We start from the raw sequence: 22,438 nt of genomic DNA, 5'->3' as shown, positions 1-22,438 counted from the left end.
TTTCGGGAAAATTACGTGACTCGAATTCTTGTGCAACGAGCATGGCGGTCTCTGAGGTGATCACTGTGCACCGCCCCCCGTATGCATGAACTCCCAGTGATCCCAATCCATGTGCGCGTATCCACCAGTCTGCCGATCAAGGAACTTCACGTTTCTTCCGTGGTTCACTGATCTTCGAAGCGCTCGGCCACGTACCCATCCCGGCGTGTCAAGCCACGAAGTACTGCTGGAGTACTTTCAGGCGGCGTTCCTCGCGGCGGCCGTGGCCGCCTGCAGAAACCTCCGCCGCGATCCGAAAGGGTCCATCAGCAAGCTGACGGACCCTTTCGGATCGTTCGGGGCTAGCGGTACCCCTATTCGAATCTCACAGTGAAGCGGTCGTCCCATCCGAAATCTTCATCCTGCGCTTGAACCCGCAGTAGAAGATCCCGTAGATCGTCAAAAGCGGATACCCCCATAGCGTCTCTACTGGTGTCCGAGTTCCGCCAGATGAGTTCAACGGGTCTTTCGACGTCTGCAGAGAGGCGATCCCATAGGGCTGCCAGATTTGGCCGGTAGTAGGGGCCGAAGTCCAACTCCTCCGCTAGGACCCTGTGGAACTCTTCGGACGAATCAATCTCCGCTCCGTTAATTTCGACGATGATGACCATCACTTCCAATTGGGTATCTGATAGAAGGACTCGTAATGATCGCCCGTAACATAGGCGAGTCCATCACTCGAGTAGAGCAGGCGCGTCCCCGGCTGCTTCGACCGCTTCATGCTGGAGTCGATGCCGATGTCAGCTTCATACCACGTCCGCCCATTCGCCGATGGCAGTTTTCCATCGGAGTTCTGGAAGACATCGCCGCCCAACTGGGCCCCCGGTATCTTATTACCCAGCGCCTTACCAGGCTGCCAGTCTTGCGCGGCCGCCTCCGCTTTGGTCACGTAGTTGCTCGGCAGCTTCCCAGTTGTTCTGAGGTTCTCCACAACGTCATTGGCCAACTGGGCTGTAGAGAGATTCTGCTTGAGGGCTGCGCCCGTCGCCGCCGAAAGCGCGCCAGTCCCCACTACCGCGCTTCCGCCGGATGCGCCGCCGGTCACCATCTCCGCGATTTCCGCGGCGCAGACCGGAGCCGTGGCCAGGCATCCCTCGCCCAGGGTGACGGCCACCGGGGCGGCGACCACGGCCACCGCCACGGCCGAGACTGCGCCCAGGACGACCTTCTGCCAGGTGGCGAGCTTTCCTGCGTCCGGGATGTCGTCGGCGTTGGGGTCGTAGTGCGGGTTCGTTCCCATGGCCCAGCAGGCGTTGCAGTGGCCGTCGTCCTTCTTGGGCTTCGGGTCGGGGCCCTTCTTGAAGACCACCTTCGCCGATTTGACGCCTCCGTCGGTGTGGACGGTGACGGTCATGGTGCCGCTTCCGGTGGTACCGTCCGCGTTCTGGTAGGTGATCTTCTGGGTGTAGGTCTTCGTGTACGACCATTTCCAGCCGCTGCTGGTGTTGGTCCAGGTTTCGGTGCCGCCGTTGCAGCGGCTTGAGGCGCCGCCGCACATTCCGTCGGGGCGCAGGCCTGTGGGGTCGGCGAGTGTGACGGGTGTGTTGTTGGCGTAGGCGTAGCCGTTGAGGGACTCGTGGTCCTCGGGCGCGAGGACGGGGTCGACGGAGAGGAAGCGTCCGGTGGCCGGGTCGTACTCGCGGGCGCCGACGTGAGTGAGTCCGGTGTCGGCGTCGGCGGGTTTGCCGAGGAAGCCCTTGTCGTCGGGCCAGGCTGGTGGTGTCGTGCCGCGGGCCTCGCCGAAGGGCTTGGTGTAGCGACGGGTGATTGCCTGCGTGGTGGCATCCACCGTCATCGAGGCGGTGCCGTGGTGGTCGTCGACCATCCAGGACAGGCCGGTCTCGGTGCGGACGGCGGTGGCGTCGCCTGCCGGGTAGTAGCGCTGGGCGGTGAACTTGTTCGCCGCGGTGTCGTAGTGGAGTTCCTGGCCGGCCAGGTAGAGGACGGTCTTGTCGGGGCCGCGGCGGATGAGGAGTTCGCCGTTGGCGTCGTAGAGGTAGTCGGTGGTCTTGGTGCCTTCGGTGAGGCTGCTGAGTTCTCCTTCGATGTCCCAGACGAGGCTCTGTGCGGTGCCTGTGGGGCCGTAGCGCTTGGTGGTGTTGCCCTGCTCGTCGTACGTCAGGGACTTGGCGGTGCCGCCGTCGACGGTGAGCGAGGTGAGGGTGTGGGGCTGGCCTGCGCCGGAGGCGTTGACGGCGGGGTAGCCGTAGACGGTCGCCGTGTCACCGGTGGTCTTGTGCTCGGTCTGGGTGTCGCGCAGGCCGCCGGGCTTGTAGGTCCAGGTGGTCCAGTACGGGGCCGGTCCGCCGAGCGCGCTCGCTGAGCGGGCGGTGGCGCAGTCGTTGGAGGACGGGGTCCAGGCTTCGGTCAGTCGGCGGTAGCCGTCGTAAGTGAAGCACTGGGTGTCCTTGCCGTTGGCGTTGTCGGTGACCGAGGTGACGTTGCCGGTGGCGTCGTAGAGGTAGTCGACGTCGCTGGTGTAGCCGGTGTTGGTCTGGTCGACGGTGTGGGAGTTGGCCAGGCGGCGGGTGCCGTCCTCGTAGCGGTTGAGGATCTGGAGCTGCTTGGCACCGGTGGAGGTGCCCAGGCGGGTCTCCTCGATCTCGCCGTACGGGGAGTAGCCGATGTTCTGGACGTAGTCGGTCGTGCCTTCGGTGCCGGTGAGCATGCCGAGGTCGTTGTAGCTGTTGGCGACGGTCTCGGCGGGCAGGCCGGCCACCGCGGGCATCGAGGTGGACTGGACGGTGCCGTCCCTGTTGTAGACGGTGGTGGTGGTGGAGGTCTGCGGCGCGCCCGCGACAACCAGGGGGTCGCTGGCGGCGAGTACGGTCTTGGTCCCCTTGGGGCGGCTGAGAGCGTCGTAGCCGGTGACGACCTGGGAGTAGATCTTGCCGGTGGTGCCGCCGACGTACCGGATCGCGGCGGTCGGCTGCCCCTTGGCCAGGGAGTCGTAGGTGAACTTGGTCAGCTGGTGGGCGTTGTCCTTCACCCCGTCCCAGGTGCCAGTCTTGCGACCGAGCTCGTCGTAGTCGGTGATCAGGGTGCGGGAGACACCGTTCAGGGTGGACGTAACCGTAAGAGGCTGGTCAGCGTCGTTGTACGTGGTGTCGATCTGGCCCTTGTCGGGGTCGGTGGAGATGGTCTTGCGGCCTCGCAGGTCGTAGTCGTACGTCCAGACCGCCCCGTCCGGCCCGGTCAGCTTCCTGAGCTGGCCGCCGGGTGTGTACTCATACTGCGTGCGCGTGTAGTCGCTGCCAGTCGGGACAGGTCCGCCGTACTCACGGCGTTCGGCGACCCGGCCGCGGGCGTCGACGAGTGTCAGGGTGCCGGTGCCGCCTTCGGCGGCGGTGACGGTGGTGCGGTCGGCCTGCTGGTCGGTCTTGGTGCGCCACTTTTCCTGGTCGTAGACCCGGAAGATCGATTCGGTGGCGCGGCCCGCGGCGTCGTAGACCGTCTCGGTGGAGGCCGGGACGGAGCCGGGGTAGGTGTTGGCCAGGGTGCCCGAGGGGGCGACGTTGTCGTGGACCTGGGTGTTGGACATGTACGCCAGGCCGCGGTCGTCATAAAGGGTCTCGGAGATCACCCGGCCGCCGTTCGGCGCGGGCACCTGCTTCTGGCGGGACCGCAGCAGGCCGTCGAAGATCTCGTAGGCGCTGTTGTAGGTCTTTCCGTCGGCCTTGAGGGCGTCCGTGCGGACCCAGGTCTCCTTGTCGTTGTTGATGCTGTAGGCGTAGACGATGGTGGCTGCGTCGCCGAGCGTGCGGGAGCGGTCCGGCTTCCAGACCGAGACCAGGCGGCCGAGCGCGTCGAAGGACCACTCGGTGATGTTGCTGTTGGCGTCGGTGGTCTTGGTGGCCGTCCCCCACGCCGGGTCCACCACAGTGGTGGTGGTGTAGAGCTTGGGGTCGGTGGTGGTCTTGGACGTCAGCGGACCATAGCCGCTGTCGTCGGGGACGTAGGTGGTCTTGACCGTGCTGTTGAGGGCGTTGGTCGCCGTGAGCGGACGGCCCAGCTTGTCGTACGACGCTCCGGAGACCTTCTGGTAGACCGGCGTGTCGTCCACGGGGTCGTAGCTGGCGACCCGGTAAGAGGCGGTGATCTCGCCCAGGGTGGGCGCCGCACCGACCGCCTGGCCGTCGTAGGCGGTGGTGGTGTCGGAGACGACGTCGTCGGGGATCACCGGCGTGCTCGCGCAAGGCAGCGAGTAGGTCTCGGTGCGCGAGACCGCGTTCACCAGCCAAGCCGTGGTGTTGCGGGCGTAGCTGGTCTTCACGCACGTCTCGTCGCCGCTCTTGGCGGCGTCGCCGCTGTCCTCCACGGTCATCGGCATGCCGTACGTGGGGTCGTAGGTGGTCTTCTGCTTGACCGTGCGAGTGCCGGTGGAGGTCTTGGTGCGGGTGACGGTCTCCCCGGCCTGGACGATCCAGGAGTCGGTGGTGCCCCAGCTGTAGGTGTGGCTGCCGGTCTTGTGGGACCACGGCGTGTTGATGGTGCCGCTGAGTTCCTCGGTGCCGTTGTAGGCGATGGTCTCGCGAACGAAACCGGCGTACTGGCGGGAGTCGTCGATGGCTGTGCCGGTGGAGTCGGTGACCTTCTCCACCCGCGCGGTGCCGTCGAGTTCCTTTTCGCCGTTCAGACCACGCATGTACAGGGTCGACTTCTTGGAGCGCGGGCCCTCGGAGTCCCCGGAGGTCTGCACGACCGTGCCGTAACCGCGCCACTGCGACCATGTGCGGTTTGCCGCCTTGGTCAGGCCCTCGTCGTCAGCGAAGCCCCAGCCGGCGCCGCCCTGGTAGTCGTAGTACGTCTCACCGGTGTCGCCGTGGCCGTAGGGGTCGTCCTGGAACACGGAGGTGACCACGTATTTGTGGAACCAGTCGGTGACCGGGGTCGCCCCGGACTGGGACCACTTGACCGGGAAACAGCGCCGGGTGTTCTTGTCGACGTCCGCCGGCATGCTGGAGCCCCAGATGCAGTCCGGATCGGAGTAGTTGACGGTGAGGGTCGAACCGGTCTCGGACTTGATGGTGCGCACCCGCCACTTGATGTAGCGCAGAGTGTCCGGGCCGCTGCCCTCGACGTGGTTGGACAGCTGAACGCCGCCGAAAACGACCGGCGGCATGGCGGCCGCGGTGGTGTTGGCCTTGCCGGTGTTCTGGATGGACTTCAGCCACAGGCTCGCCGAGGAGGCGTCGCCGGTGTCGGGGAAGCTCTGGTCCAGGTGCCAGGTGTCCACATCCCGGCGGGTAGTGCCGGTGCCGGTCCACACCGAGGTGGTGATGTCCGTGAGGCGCTTGCGGGTGAAGAAGGACGGGCCGATCTGAGTGGTGCACTTCGTGCCGGACCCGCAGATCATGTCGAAAGGCACATCGGGCCAGTTGGCCTTGGTGTCCTTGGTCAGGCTGGAGCAGCCGCCGGAGGTGACGCAGCGCTCGGCGTAGCTGAAGCCGACCTGCTGAGCGGCGGGCTTGGAGTAGAGCAGGTCGCTGCGCAGGCCGTAGTCGATGCGGTCGAGGTAGCCGCCGCGGGTGTAGCCGGTGCCGTTGACCGTGGTGTCGGCGTTCTTGGAGTAGTAGTTCGTCTCCGGCGTGTACCAGTAGGCGGAGGCGTTGCCGTGGGTGTCCACGACATAGTCCAGGTTCCAGCGCCAGGCCTGGGTGCAGAAGGAGTCGGCGAATCCGGTGGACTTGTAGCAGGGCTCACCGGAGTCGTCGCCGAAGACCGGGACGGTCCATACGGAGTTGGTGACCGGGTCGTCGTCGGTGGTGGCGGTGGTGCCCTTGTCGCTCCAGCCGGGCAAGCGGTGCTTGCCGAAGAAGTACTGGTTGCCGGAGGAGTCCGTGACCTTCCAGTACTCGGTGTTGTCGTCGCCGTTGCCGGTGGCGCCCGTCAGGTGCTCGACGCGGGTGCCATCCTCGTTCTTCAGCTTCCATGTGCCGCCGGACGCCTGGGACAGGGCGGCGGTGTCGCAGGCCGTCTTGTCGGTGCAGGCGTTGACCAGTTCGACGGCCTTGCCGTTGAGGACGAGGGTGGCGTTGGCGTACTTCCAGCACAGGTCGCCCTTGCCGGACTGGCCGTCGTCCTTGCACGAGCCGTACTTGCGCTCGATGTAGGACTCGGTGATCGAGAAGCCTTCGCCGATCACCGAGGTCTGGTTGTTCTCCCCCGCCGTACGGCCGTCCACCGAGGCGGAGTTGTAGGAGATGGACAGATTCGGGGACGGACCGGCCGTCGCCGGGGGCACCCGCAGCGGGTAGTTCCAGGTGAAGTCACCCGTGCTGCCGCCGCCCTCCCACGTCGCGGTCGGGGACAGCGTGGTGGCGCTGTAGTCGCTTCCGCCGCCCGAGCTGTCGGCCGCCGCCGCCAGCAGCATCGGGGTGCCTGCCGCGAGGGTGCGGGCGGAGACGGTGCCCGTCAAGGTCTGGGACGCCGCATCGTTGTCCGCGCCCGCCACCGGGCTCTGGGTGCGGCAGGACTTCTTCTCCGGGGTGGTCAGCGCGCACGCCGGGAGCGTCACCAGGCTCAGCCGGGGGCCGAAGTTGCCGCCGTAGACGTCGTTGAAGGAGGAGTAGTCCAGGGCGACCCGGAGCTTGTCGGTGTCACTGGTGGAGTTTCGGGATGAGGCTCCCGCCGGGTCGACGGTGAGCAGAACGCCGTTGACGCCGGCCTTCTTCGCGGCCGCTTGCGGGTGGACGTTGAGCGTCACCTTCTCGGCCGGTCCGGTGGCCTTCGCCGCCGTCTTGTTCTTGGCCGACTGAGGTGCCGGGGCAGCGGGCTCCTGGGCCAGCTTGACGCCAAGCCCGCCGACAGTGACCGAGGCACCGCCCTTCACCGGGACTTCGGCGGTGGCCTTCCCGGGCTTCGGCCATGCGGCCTTCTTCAGCCGCTCACGGCTCCTCTGGGAGGCAGGTGCAGCCTTGTCCTTAGGGGCCTTGGACGTGCCGGGCTTGAGCACACCTACTTTGTCGATCTTGGCGTCGGGCTGGGCCTCCAGCTTCTTGCGGGCGGCCGCAGGCTGGGCCTGAGCGGTGAAGTCGTAGCCCGACGGAAGCACGACCTGGGGTAGGAGGGACAGAGAGGCGACCAGTGCGCCACGGCCGAGCCAGCGGCGTAGGACCGCCCCTGGCAGGCGCGGGCGGAAGGGTCTTGAAGACACGGTGATCCCCCTGGATTCGGAAATGGGCAGGAGCCGCTCCGGAGGCAGGACCAATAACCGGAGCGGAGTTCTGGAACGTGCGGGGAGACCGGGTGGCCGGGCGGAGGTCCCGCCCGGCCACCCGGGAGCTGACTACTGCTCGGTATTCCAGCGATCGGCGATCACGCTGGTGGGCGTAGCACCGGACCAGACGCGGACGCTGTCGACCGTTCCGGGAAAGTAGCGCGTGGCAGTGCCGTCGATCTTTACGCGGCCGACCTCGAACGCTCCGTTCCCCTGCCACGGAGCCGGGAAGGACACGTCGTCCTCGCTGCCCATGCGTGCGCTGTCGACGTAGAGGATGAGCGAACCCAGCTTCGGGCCGTTGGACGTGTCGACCGCCGTCTGCGCGTCGTACACGACGGTCAGCATGACGGGCTCACCGTTGAGAGCAACAGCGCTGACGGCGTCGGACTCATTCTTCGTCCAGACCGCACCAGTGCCGTCCTTGTCGGGGCGGCCGAACGTCCAGCGTCCCTGGCTGCTCCCGGCAGGCTGCTCGTACCAGACGCCCCAGGACGACTGAGTCGCCCCTGACTGCCCGAACACCTGCACCGCATACGACTTGGTGGTGTCAGCGAACTTGGCCGGGTCCAGCGTCACCCAGGCGGTCGCCGTGAACGAGCCGGTGTCGTCCACGATCGGGCCGGTCGCTGAGGCATAGGCACTGGAGCCGTTCAGCTGCATCGTCTGCCTGGTCGTGCCGGTCTCTCCGGTGTCCGGGTCTGCACCGGTGGTGATCTGGGCGAGCGTTGCCCCGCTGAGGGTCAGCGTGCGGGCGTAGCCGCTGGTGTCCTTGATCGTGGTGCCGGTCGCGTTCACCGTGTCCGTGGCATCCCACTTGGCGACCAGCGCGGGCACCGGGTCACCGGAGCTGCCGTCGCTGCTGTCCTCGTCCTCGAAGCGGGCGTCCTGGACGACCTCGCCATCGGCGAGCACCCGGGACCAGACGTGCACCTCGTCGATGAGCCCGTTGAAGTACTCCACGTAGCCGGTGCTGTTGTGGAACCTCCCGACCTGGAGCGGCCCGGTTGCCGCCCACGGTGTGGTGAAGGACACGGGAGCCCCCTGGGGACTGCCGTTCACATACAACTGCACTGTCTGACCCACAGCGTCATACACACCGGTGAGGTGCGTCCAAACGCCTGCCACGGGAGCGGCGAGGGAGGTGGAGCGGCTGGCCGACGGAGCAGCCACGTCACTGCTGTAGCGGGAGAACGCGAACCGCTTGAGGCTGTTGGAGTAGTGCAGCGCGAAACCCGACAGCGTGGTGGCCTGCTGCGAGACGAAGGTCTGACTTCGGGACACGTCCGACAGCCGGACCCAGGCAGAGAGGCTGAACGACTTGGTCGTATCCACCACCGGTCCCGACGACTGGGCATAGCCCGCGGTACCGTCCAGCTTCAGCGAAGCAGGCCCTCCACGGCCTGGGCCGTCGTAGGAGGCCCCTGTCCCCGTGGACAGTGCATGGGGCGTGGTAGCGGTGGTGGAGTCGTTGCCGTTGCCGTCGAAGTGCCACACGCCCGAAGCCTTCGCGCCGGGATTGACGAGGAAGCTGTAGTAGCCGGTCAGCGAGCTGTGGCCGGCCGCGTCGTAGCCCCAGACCTGGATGGTGTTCTCACCGACCTGGTTCGGGGTGATGCTCGCCTTGCCGGCCGTACCCTTCGCAACGGTGATCGGCGCGGACACCGCGCCGCTGTTCAGCCGCCACTTGTAGCTGACGACGTCCGACTGGATGCCGGCCGTGGTGGGGTTGGTGTCAGCGGGCGTGAAGAGGAACTCGCCCGTCACGCCCACCCCGTCTGCGCTCTGACCCGTCTCCGCGGGCGGGTAGCGGTCGCCCTCGCTGGACACCACCGGAGGCGGCGGGGAATCGGTGTCGACGCGGAAGTAGCACCAGGACGACCAGACCGAGTCAAGAACGCCTGTCACACCCCGGTCGGTCATGTAGTACGCCTGTGTCTTGACCCGCAGCCTGTAGTCCGTCTGCGCGGCAAGTGCGGAGGACGTGGCGTCACGTACCGCGTTGTCCGCCACCCAGGCAGCGTCGGGAGAGACCGCCCACCAGGCACGGCTGGAGCCGTCAGCCTTCCAGATCTCGAACATCGCACGCAACTGCGCCTGCGATCCGTCCGCCGACTGCACCGTGCCATACACCTTCGGGGTGGTGTCACCGGTGACCTGCGGCACGGCGGAAGTCCCGCACGCCTTCCCGCTATTGCCGTCCTGGACCTTCGCCTCGGTCGGCACCGAGGGATACGAGATGTACGTCACCGACAGCTTCGCGTCGTTGCGGAATCGCGCCCAGGCGGCAGCGTCGGACTCGTCATGCGCGGTCAGCGAGAAGGTGATCTCCGCCTTCTTGCTCGCGGCGTAGGACGCGAGGGTGGTCGTCAGGTTCTCGTTGGTCTCCCCACCGGAGACGTTGTCGCTGAAGCGCACCCAGTTCGCCGGCTGCGACGGGCTGCACAGGGTGCCCCGCCCGTAGGCCACGTTCCGGTCGCCCATCAGGTCCACCCCGGTGGGACGGGACGACCAAGTGGTGCTGGAGGAAATGCTCTTGTCCACGCGGCTCAGGTCGTACCAGTGCGGATCGCAGGTGAACGTCCACACCTGGTACACCTCCATCGTCGCGTCCAGGACCTTCTTGCCGTGGATCGACGAGAGCGGGTACTCGAAGTACATGCGCTGCGTGTACGGGGTGTTGGCGCAGAGGTAGCCAGCGTAATTGGAGCAGTGCCCCACGCCCTTGTCCCCGTCGAACTCCCAGTACTTGGTGCCGTTGGAGGCCAGAGCCGTCCAGTCGCCCAGCGCGATGCCCTTGGTCGGCGGGTCGATGTAGAGCGGGAAAACGGTGTCCTCGCCGCGGAGCAGGGCCGGGTCGGGCGTGATCTCCAGGGTGGTACCGGTGACCTTGAGCGGGAGGTCGGCCTCCGCGTCACCGCTGTCGGGGCCCTCCGTGGGGGCTGGCTCACCCCCAGCGTCGGGCAGCGGCGCCGTCGTCGCCGGCTCCGGATCGCCCTCGCCTTCGGTCTCCGCAGGAGCGGTGCGGGCGAGTTGCGTCGTGACGCCGGCTGTAGCGCTGCTGGTGGCCGAGGTGTCACCGGCTGAGTCCCACATCCGCCCCGCCGGGCTCTCGAAGACCGGCGTGCCGTTGCCGTCGCGCGCGACGAAACCGCCGTCGGCCGTCGGGGCGATGTCCAGGCCACCGCCGGAGATGGTCATTTTGATCGTCGTGAGTGCCGGGTTCTTCGCCGCCTCAGCGGTCTTGACCACGAGCACCGAGGTGTAGCCGGAGCTCAGCGCGGTCAGTTGCAGATCGACGTCCGGGAGAACTCCGGCGTAGGTGGCGGTGGCGCCGTCGAGCCGGGGCTCGGGCAGCGCGGTGGGCCAGCCGAGCTTCAGCTCGTGCCCCTTGTCCTCCAACGTGACCAGTCCGGCCCCGTTGCCGCCGCCCGAGAAGGTGAGACCGGCCGTCGTGTTCTTCGCCCGCACCGAGCCGTCGGTCTTGCGCACGAGAGTGGTGTCGATGGGCGCCCAAGTACCGTCGTCCTTCTGGGCACGGACGGGAGCCGCGTTGCTCTCCTGCGTGAAGGTGCCGTCCGGGTTGGCGAAGACCTGGGTCGAATTAGTGGTCGCCGCCTCCACGGCCACCCGCTCACCAGTCTTCACCGCGAGAGCACTCGCCTGCGACTCCGGAGTTTTGTCAGCCGCTGTCGCTGCGGCCCCGTCATCGGCGAGTGCTGGAGTCGCCCCCGCCCCGACCACCGGTACCACGCCCGCTAGAAGCGCGACGGCTAACGCCCCGCACCGCACCGCTTGGTGCCAGCCGTGCCGCCGTCTCTGCGTAAACACGCCCCACCCGCCCCCTTAAATTTCCCTTACAACAAGCTGTGAAGATCATGTGCCGATCGAACATGTGTGTCAATGGCATGAGGCGTCACATTGAGCCCCTTCCAACCCACCAGTAAGGGCCGGCAGTTGAACTAGTTACTCCTGACCTACGGAAACCGCGTGCCAGACATCGGGTTGGGGCGCGTCGCGGGATCACGACCGTGACTCTGCGAGGACAGACCCGCGGGCACGGGCGGCCGCCATGCACGGTGCACCGCAGACACCGCGAACGCGCCGTCCCGGCCACCCTTCGCGACCGCTTCCGTCGCGCGGGCGGACGCGGCAGTTGATCGTCAGACTGCTGGAGGTTCGGCGAATTCCCCTGCGGCGTGAGCCGGTTGTGTGCGCTCAGTCTCAGCGACACGCCGCGTACACGGCGTGTCGCTGAGACTCGATCACCACTTGTCGGCCGTCGGCCGAAATCGCCAACAGATCCCATCGCTGGTCGGGGGCCCCTCCCAGCCAACGGCCTTTCCGGACCGCCCGCTCGCTTCTCACCCGTGCCGGAGCAGACTGGGTCAGGGGTCAGCCGTAGGCCGATCATCGAAGGCGACCGCGCGGCACCCTTGATGCGGGCCGTGGGAGCACGAGGCCGGCCGAGAGCGGGCGGCGCCGACGGTCACCTCTCCAGTGACGGCTGGACAGTCAGCCTCGCCCGGACCGTCTTGCCGACGTCCGCCCTCAGGAACCAGTCCAGCTCCGCGGCGATCCGGGACACCACCAGCAGGCCGCGGCCGCCCTCGCCCTCCGGCTCCCCGCGCAGCTCCGGAAGCGCCCGTACCGGGTCCGACACGTCGACATTCAGTCCGCCGCACTCCAACTCCGTGATGCGGAGCCATAGCTCGTGTCCCGGGAGTCTGCCGTGCCGCGCCGCGTTCGCCACCAGCTCGGACGTCACCAGTACCGCGTCGTCGATGTCTCCGGGCCAGTTCCACATCGTCAGGCGACGGCGCGTGTGGAGCCGGGCCAGGCGGACGCTGCGGAGGGTCATGGGGTAGCCCATGGACCAGTCGTGGGTGAGGAGGGTGGGAGGAGTGGGGTTGGACATGTGGGGTCCCCTTTCGCGCTGGGCTGCCCCACCACGGTGACGAGAATGCCAACTCAGCTGCAATCGAAACCCACTCGAATATTCAACGTGAACGAAAGTGGACTATGCACGCTTCTGCACAAACAGCCGCGGGGGGCACACACGCTATGCAACACTCGGCACACAGTACGTAAGGACCTGCACATCAACACGAGGGCGATACACATGGCCGCCAAACGCGGGCGCACGGGACAACGGCTCGAACTCGGCATTCAACTACGTCAGTTACGCGAGAACTGCGGTCTCGGTGACCGTGGCGGTGGGCTTACCCGCAAGCAGGCCATCCAGGGGACGCGCCTCTCCGAAGCGGCGCTCCAGAGAATCGAGACGGGGTCGCTCAATTTCCGGAACGTGGGCGATCTCCGGAAGCTGATCGCCCGGTACGGCGTCACCGACGAGGCCGTCATCGAGTCGCTCACCAGCCTCAACAGGGAGTCCGCCAACCAGGATTGGCTCACGCAGTACCGGGGGCTCATGCCAGCCGGGATGCCAGGGTTCGTAGGGCTGGAGCCAGAGGCACGCAGCATGAAGGCGTATCACCCCACACTGGTCTACGGTCTGCTCCAAACCAGGCAGTACGCCCAGGCCATCCATGAGGTGCAGAAGCCCGTCGAGGAGACCACGAGCGAACTGGTCCGCAGCAGCGTGGAGCTGCGGATGAAGCGCCAGGAGGTGCTCACCCGGGAGGATCCGGTCAGGCTACGTGTCATCCTCGGGGAAGCAGCCCTGCGGTACCCGGTCGGAGGCGCCGACGTGATGCGCGAGCAGTACGCGAAGCTTGAGGAGTTGTCGGCTTGGGATCACATCACCATCCAGGTCCTGCCGTTCCGCTGGAACTATCGCGCCACCCACGACTTCGCGATCCTCGACTTCGGGGACGCTCTCCCGCCACGGGTCCAGATCGACAACGCCTGGGGAGCCCTCTCCACCTCGGACAAGCCCCGCGAAGTGGACAGGTTCTCGCGCCGGTTCGACTCCATGGTCGCCTCGGCGCTGCCTCCCGAGGACACCCCCGACTTCCTGCACCGACTACAACGAGAGCTGTAGGTCCATGGCCACTCACCCCAACGCCTCCGCGCTCGCCCTCAAAGGCGGCTGGTTCAAGTCTTCCTACAGCGACGGCACCGGCAACAACTGCGTCGAAGTCGCCCGCATAACCCACGCCTCCGCCATCGCCATCCGCGACTCCAAGCACCCCACCGGCCCCGCCCTCCTCCTCCCCGCCCCCGCCTGGTCCGCGTTCATCACCCGTCTTCCGGAGATGTGACGCTCAGTGCGGCCTCCGCGTACAGCCCGTACACCCGGTCGATCAGTGCCGCGTACGACGCGATCATCCGCGTACGGCTGAAGCGTTCGCGGCTCGCGGCCAGGGCCGGGGTGTACGTGTCCCGGGACGCCACCGCCTCCGTCCAGGCTGCCGCGATGGCGGCCGGGTCCGGTGGGGTGACGATGCCGTGGCCCGCGACGATCGCCGCGCTGTCGCCGACGTCCGTCGAGACCGGGACCGCGCCGCACATCATGCCCTCGATCAGGCACAGCGGGGCCGCCTCGCCCCAGGAGGAGGTGAGGGCCACCACGTCGGCGCCGGCGTACACGGTCTCCATGTCGTGCCGTACGCCGAGCAGGTGCAGCCGGCCCCGGTCCCGCCCCTCGAACGCCTCCGCGATGTCGGCGGTCAGACCCGGGTTCGCCGCCGTCATGCCCGCCCCGCACATCAGGACGTGCCCCTCGGGGACCGCGTCCAGCCAGGCGCTCGCCGCCGCCAGGAACAGGGGGACGTTCTTCATACCGTCGTAGCGGGCGGCGAAGACGACCACCGGGGCCTCGGCCGGGATGTCCAGGGAGGTGCGTACGGCGAGGCGGCGGGCCGGGTCGGGGCGGAAGCGGATCAGGTCGACCCCGTTCGGAATGACGTGCAACAGCTCCGCCGGAACGCCCGCCGCCTCGTACGCCGCCCGGGTCGACTCGGCGCAGCACACGGCCGCCGCCACCGTGCCGTCGGCGATCGCGGCCTTCAGGTCGTGCAGGGCGCGGCCCTGGTTCTCCGGGTCGGAGCGATGCAGGGCGACCACGACCGGGCGGCGCGGCAGACCCGCCTGGCGCAGCAGGGCGAGGGGCTGCTCCTTGAGGGAGAGGATCACGTCGGCGTCGGCCGTCGCCCGGGCGGTGTCGGCGAGTTCCGGCCCGCTGAAGACGGCCGGATCCGTCCCCCCGATCCCGAACGTACGGCCGAGGGAGGTGACGCCCACGTCGGCGCCGGTGAGCGCCTTGTAGCAGGCGTCGTCCTCCATCCGCTGGCGGGTGGCCTCGCGGTGCACCTCGCCGTGGATGCTCAGCACCCGGTGGTGCTGGCCGCCCTCCCGCAGTCCCAGCACCACGTCGCTGTGCACGATCCGGGCTCCTCCGGAGAAGAATCCCTCGTAGACCGACAGCACCCGCAGTCCGCGTCCCGTACGCATATGATCACCCGCCTTGCACCGATATCCAGCCATCCCCGTGAAGTCCGGGCTAGCCGATATGAGGCGGTACGTACGTTTCGTATGCGTGAACTGGGCGTCACATCTCCGCGCATCCTGGATGACGTGCGGGTCACCGTCGGTTTCGGATCTTTTTCAGGGTTTCTTCAGCAGCAGCTCCGTGTTCCGGTCCTTCGCCTCGCCGCTGAGCCGTGCCCCGTCGAAGCGGGCGTTCGCCGACAGCTCGCGGTAGAGGGCGGCCAGGCCGGTCTGGGAGAGGTCGGTGAAGTCGGTGCGGTGGGGAGCGGAGGACTCGATCAGGGTGGTGTGGATCGAGAGGGTGCCGTCCTTGTTGTCGACCAGCTCGATCACCCGCGCCAGCTGCGGGAACTCCACGTGGGAGGCCGTGGAGATCTCCCAGAAGGTGCCCGCACTGCCCTCGTGGGGCGTGATGTCGTTGCGGTGGATGTGGCCGTTCACCCAGGCGACGACGCCTCGGTGGCGGCCGAGGAGGGCGGTCAGCTCGGCGCCGGTGTGCCGCCGCTCGCCCGGGTGGGCCGGGTCGGGGCGGGTGTTGGACATGCTCTCGCTGGTGTGGTGGCTGAAGACGATCGCGTACGTGTCCTTGTGGGCGCGCAGCGTCGCGTCCAGCCACTTCAGCTGGGCGGTGCCGATCGAGCCGTTGTAGTGGCCGCCGGGGTCGGTGGTGTCGAGGCTGATGCCGATGACGTTCTCGGCCACGGGGAAGGTGTAGTACTGCGTGCCCGCGGCCAGGTTGCCGGCCGTGTAGCCGTGACCGACCGGGCCCGCTCCCTCGTACGCCGGGTCCAGGTGGGCCCTGACGGACTCGGCGGGGGTGTAGGGGGCGCGGCGTTCGTCGGGGGTGACCGTGCGCATGGCGCGGAGCTTGGACTTCAGCAGGTCGCGGATGACCGTGCCCCTGGGGTCCCGGTCCTGGCTGATGCTCTGCTGGAGCCGGGTCGCCTCGGCCGCGGTGAGCTCCATCAGCTTGCGGCCGCCGACCGCGTACTCGGCGAGCCAGGAGTCGCCGTGCGCGTAGCAGCCGAGCGGCATCGCGTCGTGGTTGCCGACGGTGGAGTACCAGGGCAGGGTCAGGCCGGGGCTGTTCACCTCGCGGATCGCGGCGGCGAGGAAGCCGTCCAGGTGCGGGAAGCCGCGCTGCTTGTAGGCGTCGCGGGAGGTGGCGTCGGGCTGCCAGTACAGGGGGATCCCGCTGTTCTGGACGCCTTCGTAGTGGCGCGGGTCCCCGGAGTTGGGGGCGATACGGCCGCCGCTCATCACCGTGAGGTACCAGTCCAGCTCGGTGTGGGCGTTGTTGTCGGTGTTGTCGCCGGTGGTGACGACGAAGTCCAGCGGGGCGCCGGTGACGGGCGCGGCCCGCAGCGAGTTGACCCGCTCGATCAGCGACACCGCGCCCTGCACGGTGAGCGCCTCGTGCGGCCGCCAGGCGATCTCGCTCGCGGCCCGCAGGTACTCCAGGCGCAGCGGGTGCTGGCTGTCGATCAGATGCAGATCGGTGAGCTGGACGAACGCGGCGAGTGTCGTACGGCGGCCCGCGCGCCCGGACTTGGCGGCGGCGAGGCCGTCGCGGACGACGCGCCGCCAGCCGGCGGCGCTGCCGAGACGGCGGTATCCGGAGCCGGAGCGCGGGGCGGCGACGGAAGCGAGGGTGGTGCCCTTGGTGTAGGGGGCGAGGGGGGTGGGGGTGGCGGGGGTGGCGGAGGCGGCCGTTGTCTCCGGGGCCGGGGCCGGTGCCTGCGGAGGCACGGACGCGGCCTGGCTGTCGGTGGGCCGCAGGGCGTAACCGACGCCCACGGAGACGGAGACGGCCGCGGAGGCGGCGAGGACGGTACGACGGTCGACCCCCAGCGCGGAGGGCGTGACAGAGCGTGTGCGCGACATGGCGCGATCTCCCCGAGTGCGAACGCGTCGGCAGTGGACGCGGGGCGGTCGCAGCCGCGAACGTCCCGCTCGTACCGGATGCTCGACACCGGGTATGGCCTGCGCGTGAACGCTTCCGCAACGTGAAGCGCCGATCGCCGTACGTGGATCACGGGCCCCCTGGGACGCCCTCGGTTGCTCCTCACACCGCCGGGAAACGGCCGGGAAGCGGTCACTCCGTGTTCATCTCACGGGGTAACCGGAGGGTTCCGGGGCGGGCGCCTCACCTGCGCTCGCAGGGTGCCGCTGCGCCCACCCGTGCCGCCTGGGGGTACCTCCCAGGCCTTTAAGGCACTGGGGGAGGCACGAATGCCCGCAGCTACGCGGGGAACTGCTCGTCGGAGACGAACGTCCGTCCGTCCACGGGCCGTTCCCGCCACAGTTTCAGCGCGATGTCGACCAGCCGGACCCGGGTGAGGGCGGGCACCGCGTCCAGGTCGTGCCAGGCGGCCATGTCCGTGGAGCCGTTGACCTCGTTGCGCAGTTCGCCGCCGACGACCCGGCCCTCGTAGACGATCCGCAGACCGTGGTGGTCGACGGGGCCCTGCAGGCCCTCCCAGCGCAGGACGTGGCGGGAGGAGTCCAGGCCGAGCAGGCCCGTCACCTCGACGCGGTAGCCGGTCTCCTCGTCGAGTTCGCGCACGACGGTGTCCAGCGGGTCCTCGCCGTGGTCCATGCCGCCGCCCGGCAGCACCCACTCATGGCCACCACCGTCCGCGGGTGAGCGGGCGAGCAGGACCTGTCCGTCACGGACGACGACGGCGTAGGCCGCCACCCTCAACTTCTTGCGCATACGGGCACGTTAGCCGCGCGGATCGCGCACGGGGAGGGAATATCCGCGGCACCGGGTGCGCGCACAGGGTTCACGTACAGGGTTTTCCCCATAGATCCATATCGTTTCGGTCAACACTCCCCAAACAGCCGTCCCTTGCGCAAGGCTTTCCGCTCGTCCGGGACCGTGTTCCGGACGTTCTCGATCAGGGATGACCAGCCTGGTCGACCGTCCTTGACCAACAAGGGATGCCGATGACTTTCACCCCCCAGCGCGAACCGATATCGGGCACCAGACGTGCGGCCCGTGTCGCCGCGGCCGTCAGTCTGGTGGCCGCGCTGTCCGCGGCCGGACCGATACCCCTGGCGTTCGCCGCCGACGCCGGTCAGACCCCGGCCGCCGCCGACCCGGGCGTGAAGTCCGCCCACGCCAAGCTCGGCGCCGACGACGCCGACCTGCTCGCCGAGGCCAAGGCCGAGGGCGACAAGACCGTCACGATGATGGTCGCGACCGCGCCGGGGAAGACCGAGCAGGTCGCCGAGCAGCTCGACGCGGTGAAGGGCGGGATCGTCGGCCGGACCTTCGACAAGGTCGGCTACGTCCGCGCCACCGTCCCCACCGCGAAGGCGGACGCCGCGATCGCCGCCGCCGTGAAGCTGTCCTCCGTGCACGCCATCGACCTGCGCCAGGACATCGCGCTGGACGACCCGACGCCGAGCGCGGACACCGCGAAGGGCGCGGAGTCCACCGCCTCGAAGGCGAGGACGTACACCGCGCCGGACAAGAACACCCCCGCGAAGAACCCGTACAACCCCTCCTTCGAGACCGGCGCCGTCGACTTCGTGAAGAAGAACCCGAAGGCGGACGGCCGCGGCGTCACCATCGGCATCCTCGACTCCGGTGTGGACCTGGCGCACCCCGCGCTGCAGAAGACCACCACCGGCGAGCGCAAGATCGTCGACTGGGTGACGGCCACCGACCCGGTCTCCGACAGCGACGCGACCTGGCGCCGGATGCTCACCTCCGTGAGCGGCCCGCAGTTCTCCGCGACCCCCGCCAACACGGGCGTGCCCGAGACGTTCAAGGCCCCGGCCGGCTCGTACAAGTTCAACTACTTCTACGAGTCCATCACCGCCGGCGGCGACGAGAAGGGCGACGTCAACCGGGACGGCGACACCACGGACGCCTTCGCTGTGCTGTACGACGCGGCCACGGGAACCGTCCGCGTCGACGCCAACGACAACCAGGACTTCACCGACGACGCGCCGATGAAGCCGTACAAGGACGGTTACCAGGTCGGCTACTTCGGGACGGACGACCCGGCCACCGAGGTCGCCGAGCGCATCCCGTTCGTCGTCGAGACCCGCAAGGACGTCGTCTACAACGCCGCCGGGGACAAGGCCGACTACGTCAACATCGGCATCATCGAGTCCGAGCACGGCACCCACGTGGCCGGCATCACCGCCGCGAACAGCCTGTTCGGCGGGAAGATGAACGGCGCCGCGCCCGGCGCGAAGCTCGTCTCCTCCCGGGCCTGCACCTGGACCGGCGGCTGCACCAGCGTCGCGCTCACCGAGGGCATGATCGACCTCGTCGTCAACCGCGGCGTCGACATCGTCAACATGTCGATCGGCGGTCTGCCGGGCCTGAACGACGGCAACAACGCGCGCGCCGAGCTGTACACCCGCCTCATCGACACCTACGGCGTCCAGCTCGTGATCTCCGCGGGCAACGAGGGCCCGGGCGCGAACACCATCGGCGACCCCGGTCTGGCCGACAAGGTGATCTCGGTCGGCGCGGCCATCTCCAAGGAGACCTGGGCCGCCAACTACGGCTCGCAGGTGACGAAGAAGTACGCGCTGCTGCCGTTCTCCTCGCGCGGCCCGCGTGAGGACGGCGGGTTCACGCCGACGCTCGTCGCGCCCGGTGCCGCCATCAACACCACCCAGACCTGGCTGCCCGGCGGCCCGGTCGCCGAGTCGGGCTACACCCTGCCCGCCGGCTACTCCATGCTGCAGGGCACGTCGATGTCCTCCCCGCAGGCCGCCGGCGCCTCCGCGCTGCTGATCTCGGCCGCCAAGCAGAAGGGCATCGCCCTCACCCCGGCGAACCTGCGCACCGCGCTGACCTCGACGGCCCACCACATCAAGGGTGTGCAGGCCTACGAGGAGGGCGCGGGCGCCATCGACGTCGTGGACGCCTGGAAGTCCATCAGGAAGGGCGCCACCGCCCACACCTACACGGTCAAGGCCCCGGTCGACACCGCGCTCGACCAGGCCCTGAAGACGCCGGGCTTCGGCACGGGCGTCTACGACCGCGAGGGCGGCCTGAAGGCCGGTCAGAAGAAAACGTACGAGGTCACGATCACCCGTACGACCGGCGCCGACAAGGCGATCCGCCACAGGCTGCGCCTGGAGAACAACGCGGCGGGCACCTTCCGGATCCTCGGCCCGGACTCGGTGAAGCTGGAGCTGAACAAGCCGGTCACCGTGAAGATCCAGGCCGCGGCGAAGTCCGCCGGCATCAAGAGCGCGATCCTCGAGGTCGACGACCCGAAGACCGAGGGCGTCGACCAGCAGGTCCTCAACACGGTCGTGGTCTCCACCCCGGTGAACTACACCTTCCACGCGGCGAACACCGTGCAGCGCAACAGCTCGCAGCACTACTTCCTGACCGTGCCCGAGGGTGCGAAGACGCTCGAGGTCGCTATCGGCGGGCTGAAGGACAAGAGCCAGACCCGGTTCCTCTCCATCCACCCCTACGGTGTCTCGGTCGAGGACAACGGCACGCCCTACTGCTACAACAACTACCTCGACGGCAACGGCTGCAAGCCGGACGTCCGCTCCTACGCCGACCCGCAGCCGGGCGTCTGGGAGATCGAGGTCGAGTCGCGCCGCACCTCGCCGCTGCTCGACAACCCCTACAAGCTGGACGTCACCGTCTACGGCGCCGCGTTCGACCCGGCGACCGTGACCGTGCCCGAGGCGAAGGTCGGCCAGCCGGCCACCGCCTCCTGGAAGGTGACGAACGACTTCGCCGCGATCGACGGCAAGCTGGTGGGCGGTCCGCTCGGCTCGTCCAAGACGACTCGCCCGACCATCGCGAACGGTGAGGACCAGACCACCACGGTCGACGTCCCCGCGGGCGCCGAGTCCCTCGACGTGCGGATCGGGGACGTCTCCGACGCCTCCGCCGACCTCGACCTGGTGGTTCTGGACGCGAACGGCACCCAGGTGGGGATCTCCGCCGACGGCGACTCCGAGGAGGCAGTCTCCATCCCGTCGCCCGCCGCCGGCACCTACACCATCGTGGTCTCCGGCTACTCGGTCCCGGCCGGGACGACGGCGTACGACTACGTCGACGTGTTCTACTCGTCCACGCTCGGCACCGTCTCCGTCGACGAGTCCACGCCGGTCAAGCTGGCCACGGGCGCCTCGGCGCAGGTCTCCGCGACCGTCACCCCCGCGGCCGCCGCGCCGGAGGGCCGGGCCTTCTTCGGCCAGGTCCAGCTGGTGAACGCCCGTGGCACCGCCACGGGTTCGGGCAACGTGGCGATCGAGAAGGTCACCCCGTAAGGCCCGTATGAGCTGACCGAGGGGCGGGTGTCCGGGGGGACACCCGCCCCTTCGTCATCCGTGAGTCACTCGCACCTCATTCGCAGGCCAGCCCTTCCGACTGCGGCAGGGCGCGGCCGACGGCGGCGCGTTCGGGGGCGATGTCCGCCTCGCCGACCGCCCAGACGTCCGGGGAGGACGACCCGTTCGGCAGGGCGACCAGCACATGGTCGCCCTTCACCACCAGCGGATCCATGTCCGGCGGCAGCACGAACCGGACGTCCTGCGGCGCCTTCTCCGGTTTGTACGAGCGGGTCACGCGCAGGGTGACCCGCTCCCCGTCCGTACCGGGCAGCGCGTCGACGGCCGTCACATCGCCCTCGACGACCAGCCGGACGCAGGCCAGGTAGCCGGGGTCGCCCAGGGGGCTGTCCGCTTTCTCGTCCGCACCCGACGCGGCCTTCGCCCCGCTGTCGGAGCTCGACTGGACGCCGGCCACACCGGGACCGAGCTGCACCACCACCCACCCGGCCCCGAACACCAGGGCACCGGCGGCGGCGGCGCCCACGGCACGCAGGACGAACGGGCGCAGCCGGGGCCGGGGCTGCCGCGGCGGCCGTACGACCGCCGGCGCGGGCTCCTCGGCGGGCGCCGCCGTCAGGGTGTCGGCGATGAGACCGAGCTGCTCCCTCAGCAGCGCCACGTCGGCCGTCGCCGTGCGGTACGCGGCGCGGCGGGCGGGGTCGGCGTCGTCGGGGAGCGGGGCGCCGGTGATCGCGGCCATGAGGGGGTCCATGCCGTCGTATTCCTCGGGCGTCTCGTTCTGCTGTCCGGGCATGTCACACCACCTCGTCCTCGTGCAGGCGGGCGCGCAGGGCCCGGACCGCCGTGTGCAGGCGGCTCTTGACCGTGCCCTCCGGAACACCGAGCTCCTGGGCGATCGAGGCGACCGGCAGATCGGCGAAGAAACGCAGGACGACGACCTGGCGCTGGGCGTCGGGCAGGTCGTCCAGGCCCTGGGCGACGGCGAGGGAGAGCACGCTGGTGTCCTCGCCGGAGGGGTGCTCGTGCTGGCGCAGGGAGGCCAGCCGCTCGCCCAGGCGCTCCTGGCGCCGCTTGGCGCGGTGCCAGTCCATCGCGAGGTTCGAGGCGACGACCGCCGCCCACGCGGAGACGTCCCTCGGGGCCTCGTACCCCTTGGCGGCCCGCTCCAGCAGCCGCAGGCGGACCTGCTGTACCCCGTCCAGCAGGTCCGCCTGCGGCACCCCGCCCAGCGCGAGCACCGCCCGCACCCGGCGTTCCTGCGCCGCGTCCAGCGGGTCGCCCGGTACGGCGCCGTCCCCCTGGCCGCGGCGGGTCATTCTGCGCAGCACAGACACCCCTCCCCGCGTTTTCCCTACGACGCGCGGCGCGGGGGAAACGTTCGGCGGATCCTCAAGATCTTTCGGTGGGCCGGGGCCGAGGTGTACGTCACACCGT

General features: G+C 68.8%; 12 protein-coding genes. 3 read left to right on the top strand and 9 right to left on the bottom strand.

Features of this window, described 5'->3' with window-relative positions; genetic code table 11:
- Positions 1–353: 353 nt before the first annotated feature.
- The 4 genes from ACLZN2_RS22720 to ACLZN2_RS22705 form a co-directional block, all read right to left on the bottom strand.
- Positions 354–650 (bottom strand): barstar family protein, encoded by a 297-nt coding sequence (locus ACLZN2_RS22720; RefSeq protein WP_416980848.1) that lies wholly within the window; start codon positions 648–650, stop codon positions 354–356.
- Positions 650–7,195 carry an RHS repeat-associated core domain-containing protein gene (locus tag ACLZN2_RS22715; RefSeq protein WP_416980826.1) on the bottom strand — a complete coding sequence of 2,182 codons (6,546 nt, stop codon included), beginning with the start codon at positions 7,193–7,195 and terminating at the stop codon, positions 650–652. Before ACLZN2_RS22715 ends, ACLZN2_RS22720 begins: the two co-directional genes overlap by 1 nt.
- Before the next feature lie 132 nt (positions 7,196–7,327).
- A complete protein-coding gene (locus ACLZN2_RS22710) occupies positions 7,328–10,906 on the bottom strand; it encodes a LamG-like jellyroll fold domain-containing protein (RefSeq protein WP_416980825.1) in 3,579 nt (1,192 codons plus the stop codon).
- 841 nt (positions 10,907–11,747) lie between these two features.
- Positions 11,748–12,176: an ATP-binding protein gene (locus ACLZN2_RS22705; protein WP_416980824.1), complete on the bottom strand. Its 429-nt coding sequence runs from the start codon at positions 12,174–12,176 to the stop codon at positions 11,748–11,750.
- Positions 12,177–12,221: 45 nt separating this feature from the next.
- Here ACLZN2_RS22705 and ACLZN2_RS22700 point away from each other — a divergent pair, with 45 nt between their 5' ends.
- Both ACLZN2_RS22700 and ACLZN2_RS22695 read left to right on the top strand, forming a co-directional pair.
- The gene (locus ACLZN2_RS22700) at positions 12,222–13,262 is read left to right on the top strand and encodes a helix-turn-helix domain-containing protein (RefSeq protein ID WP_416980823.1); all 1,041 of its coding nucleotides are present in this window, start codon (positions 12,222–12,224) and stop codon (positions 13,260–13,262) included.
- A 4-nt stretch (positions 13,263–13,266) separates the two neighbouring features.
- Positions 13,267–13,482 carry a DUF397 domain-containing protein gene (locus ACLZN2_RS22695; RefSeq protein WP_416980822.1) on the top strand — a complete coding sequence of 72 codons (216 nt, stop codon included), beginning with the start codon at positions 13,267–13,269 and terminating at the stop codon, positions 13,480–13,482.
- Here the strand turns inward: ACLZN2_RS22695 and ACLZN2_RS22690 are convergent.
- The 3 genes from ACLZN2_RS22690 to ACLZN2_RS22680 form a co-directional block, all read right to left on the bottom strand.
- Positions 13,460–14,650 (bottom strand): glycosyltransferase, encoded by a 1,191-nt coding sequence (locus ACLZN2_RS22690; protein ID WP_416980847.1) that lies wholly within the window; start codon positions 14,648–14,650, stop codon positions 13,460–13,462. The genes ACLZN2_RS22695 and ACLZN2_RS22690 overlap by 23 nt on opposite strands.
- A gap of 177 nt (positions 14,651–14,827) precedes the next feature.
- A complete protein-coding gene (locus ACLZN2_RS22685; protein WP_416980821.1) occupies positions 14,828–16,594 on the bottom strand; it encodes a TIGR03767 family metallophosphoesterase in 1,767 nt (588 codons plus the stop codon).
- A gap of 358 nt (positions 16,595–16,952) precedes the next feature.
- Entirely contained in the window at positions 16,953–17,426 is a 474-nt protein-coding gene (locus ACLZN2_RS22680; protein ID WP_416980820.1) for an NUDIX hydrolase, read from the bottom strand.
- Positions 17,427–17,659: 233 nt separating this feature from the next.
- On the opposite strand from ACLZN2_RS22680, the gene ACLZN2_RS22675 reads away from it, so the two are divergent.
- Positions 17,660–20,980: a S8 family serine peptidase gene (locus ACLZN2_RS22675; protein ID WP_416980819.1), complete on the top strand. Its 3,321-nt coding sequence runs from the start codon at positions 17,660–17,662 to the stop codon at positions 20,978–20,980.
- 76 nt (positions 20,981–21,056) lie between these two features.
- Here ACLZN2_RS22675 and ACLZN2_RS22670 read toward each other — a convergent pair whose 3' ends face one another.
- Together ACLZN2_RS22670 and ACLZN2_RS22665 are read right to left on the bottom strand one after the other, a co-directional pair.
- The gene (locus tag ACLZN2_RS22670) at positions 21,057–21,797 is read right to left on the bottom strand and encodes a hypothetical protein (protein WP_416980818.1); all 741 of its coding nucleotides are present in this window, start codon (positions 21,795–21,797) and stop codon (positions 21,057–21,059) included.
- 1 nt (position 21,798) lies between these two features.
- Positions 21,799–22,338: a sigma-70 family RNA polymerase sigma factor gene (locus ACLZN2_RS22665; RefSeq protein WP_416980817.1), complete on the bottom strand. Its 540-nt coding sequence runs from the start codon at positions 22,336–22,338 to the stop codon at positions 21,799–21,801.
- Positions 22,339–22,438 lie beyond the last annotated feature (100 nt).

It is taken from the genome of Streptomyces sp. T028, from assembly GCF_048159505.1.
Taxonomy (GTDB): Bacteria; Actinomycetota; Actinomycetes; order Streptomycetales; family Streptomycetaceae; genus Streptomyces.
This window is presented reverse-complemented; position numbering and strand designations above follow the sequence as displayed.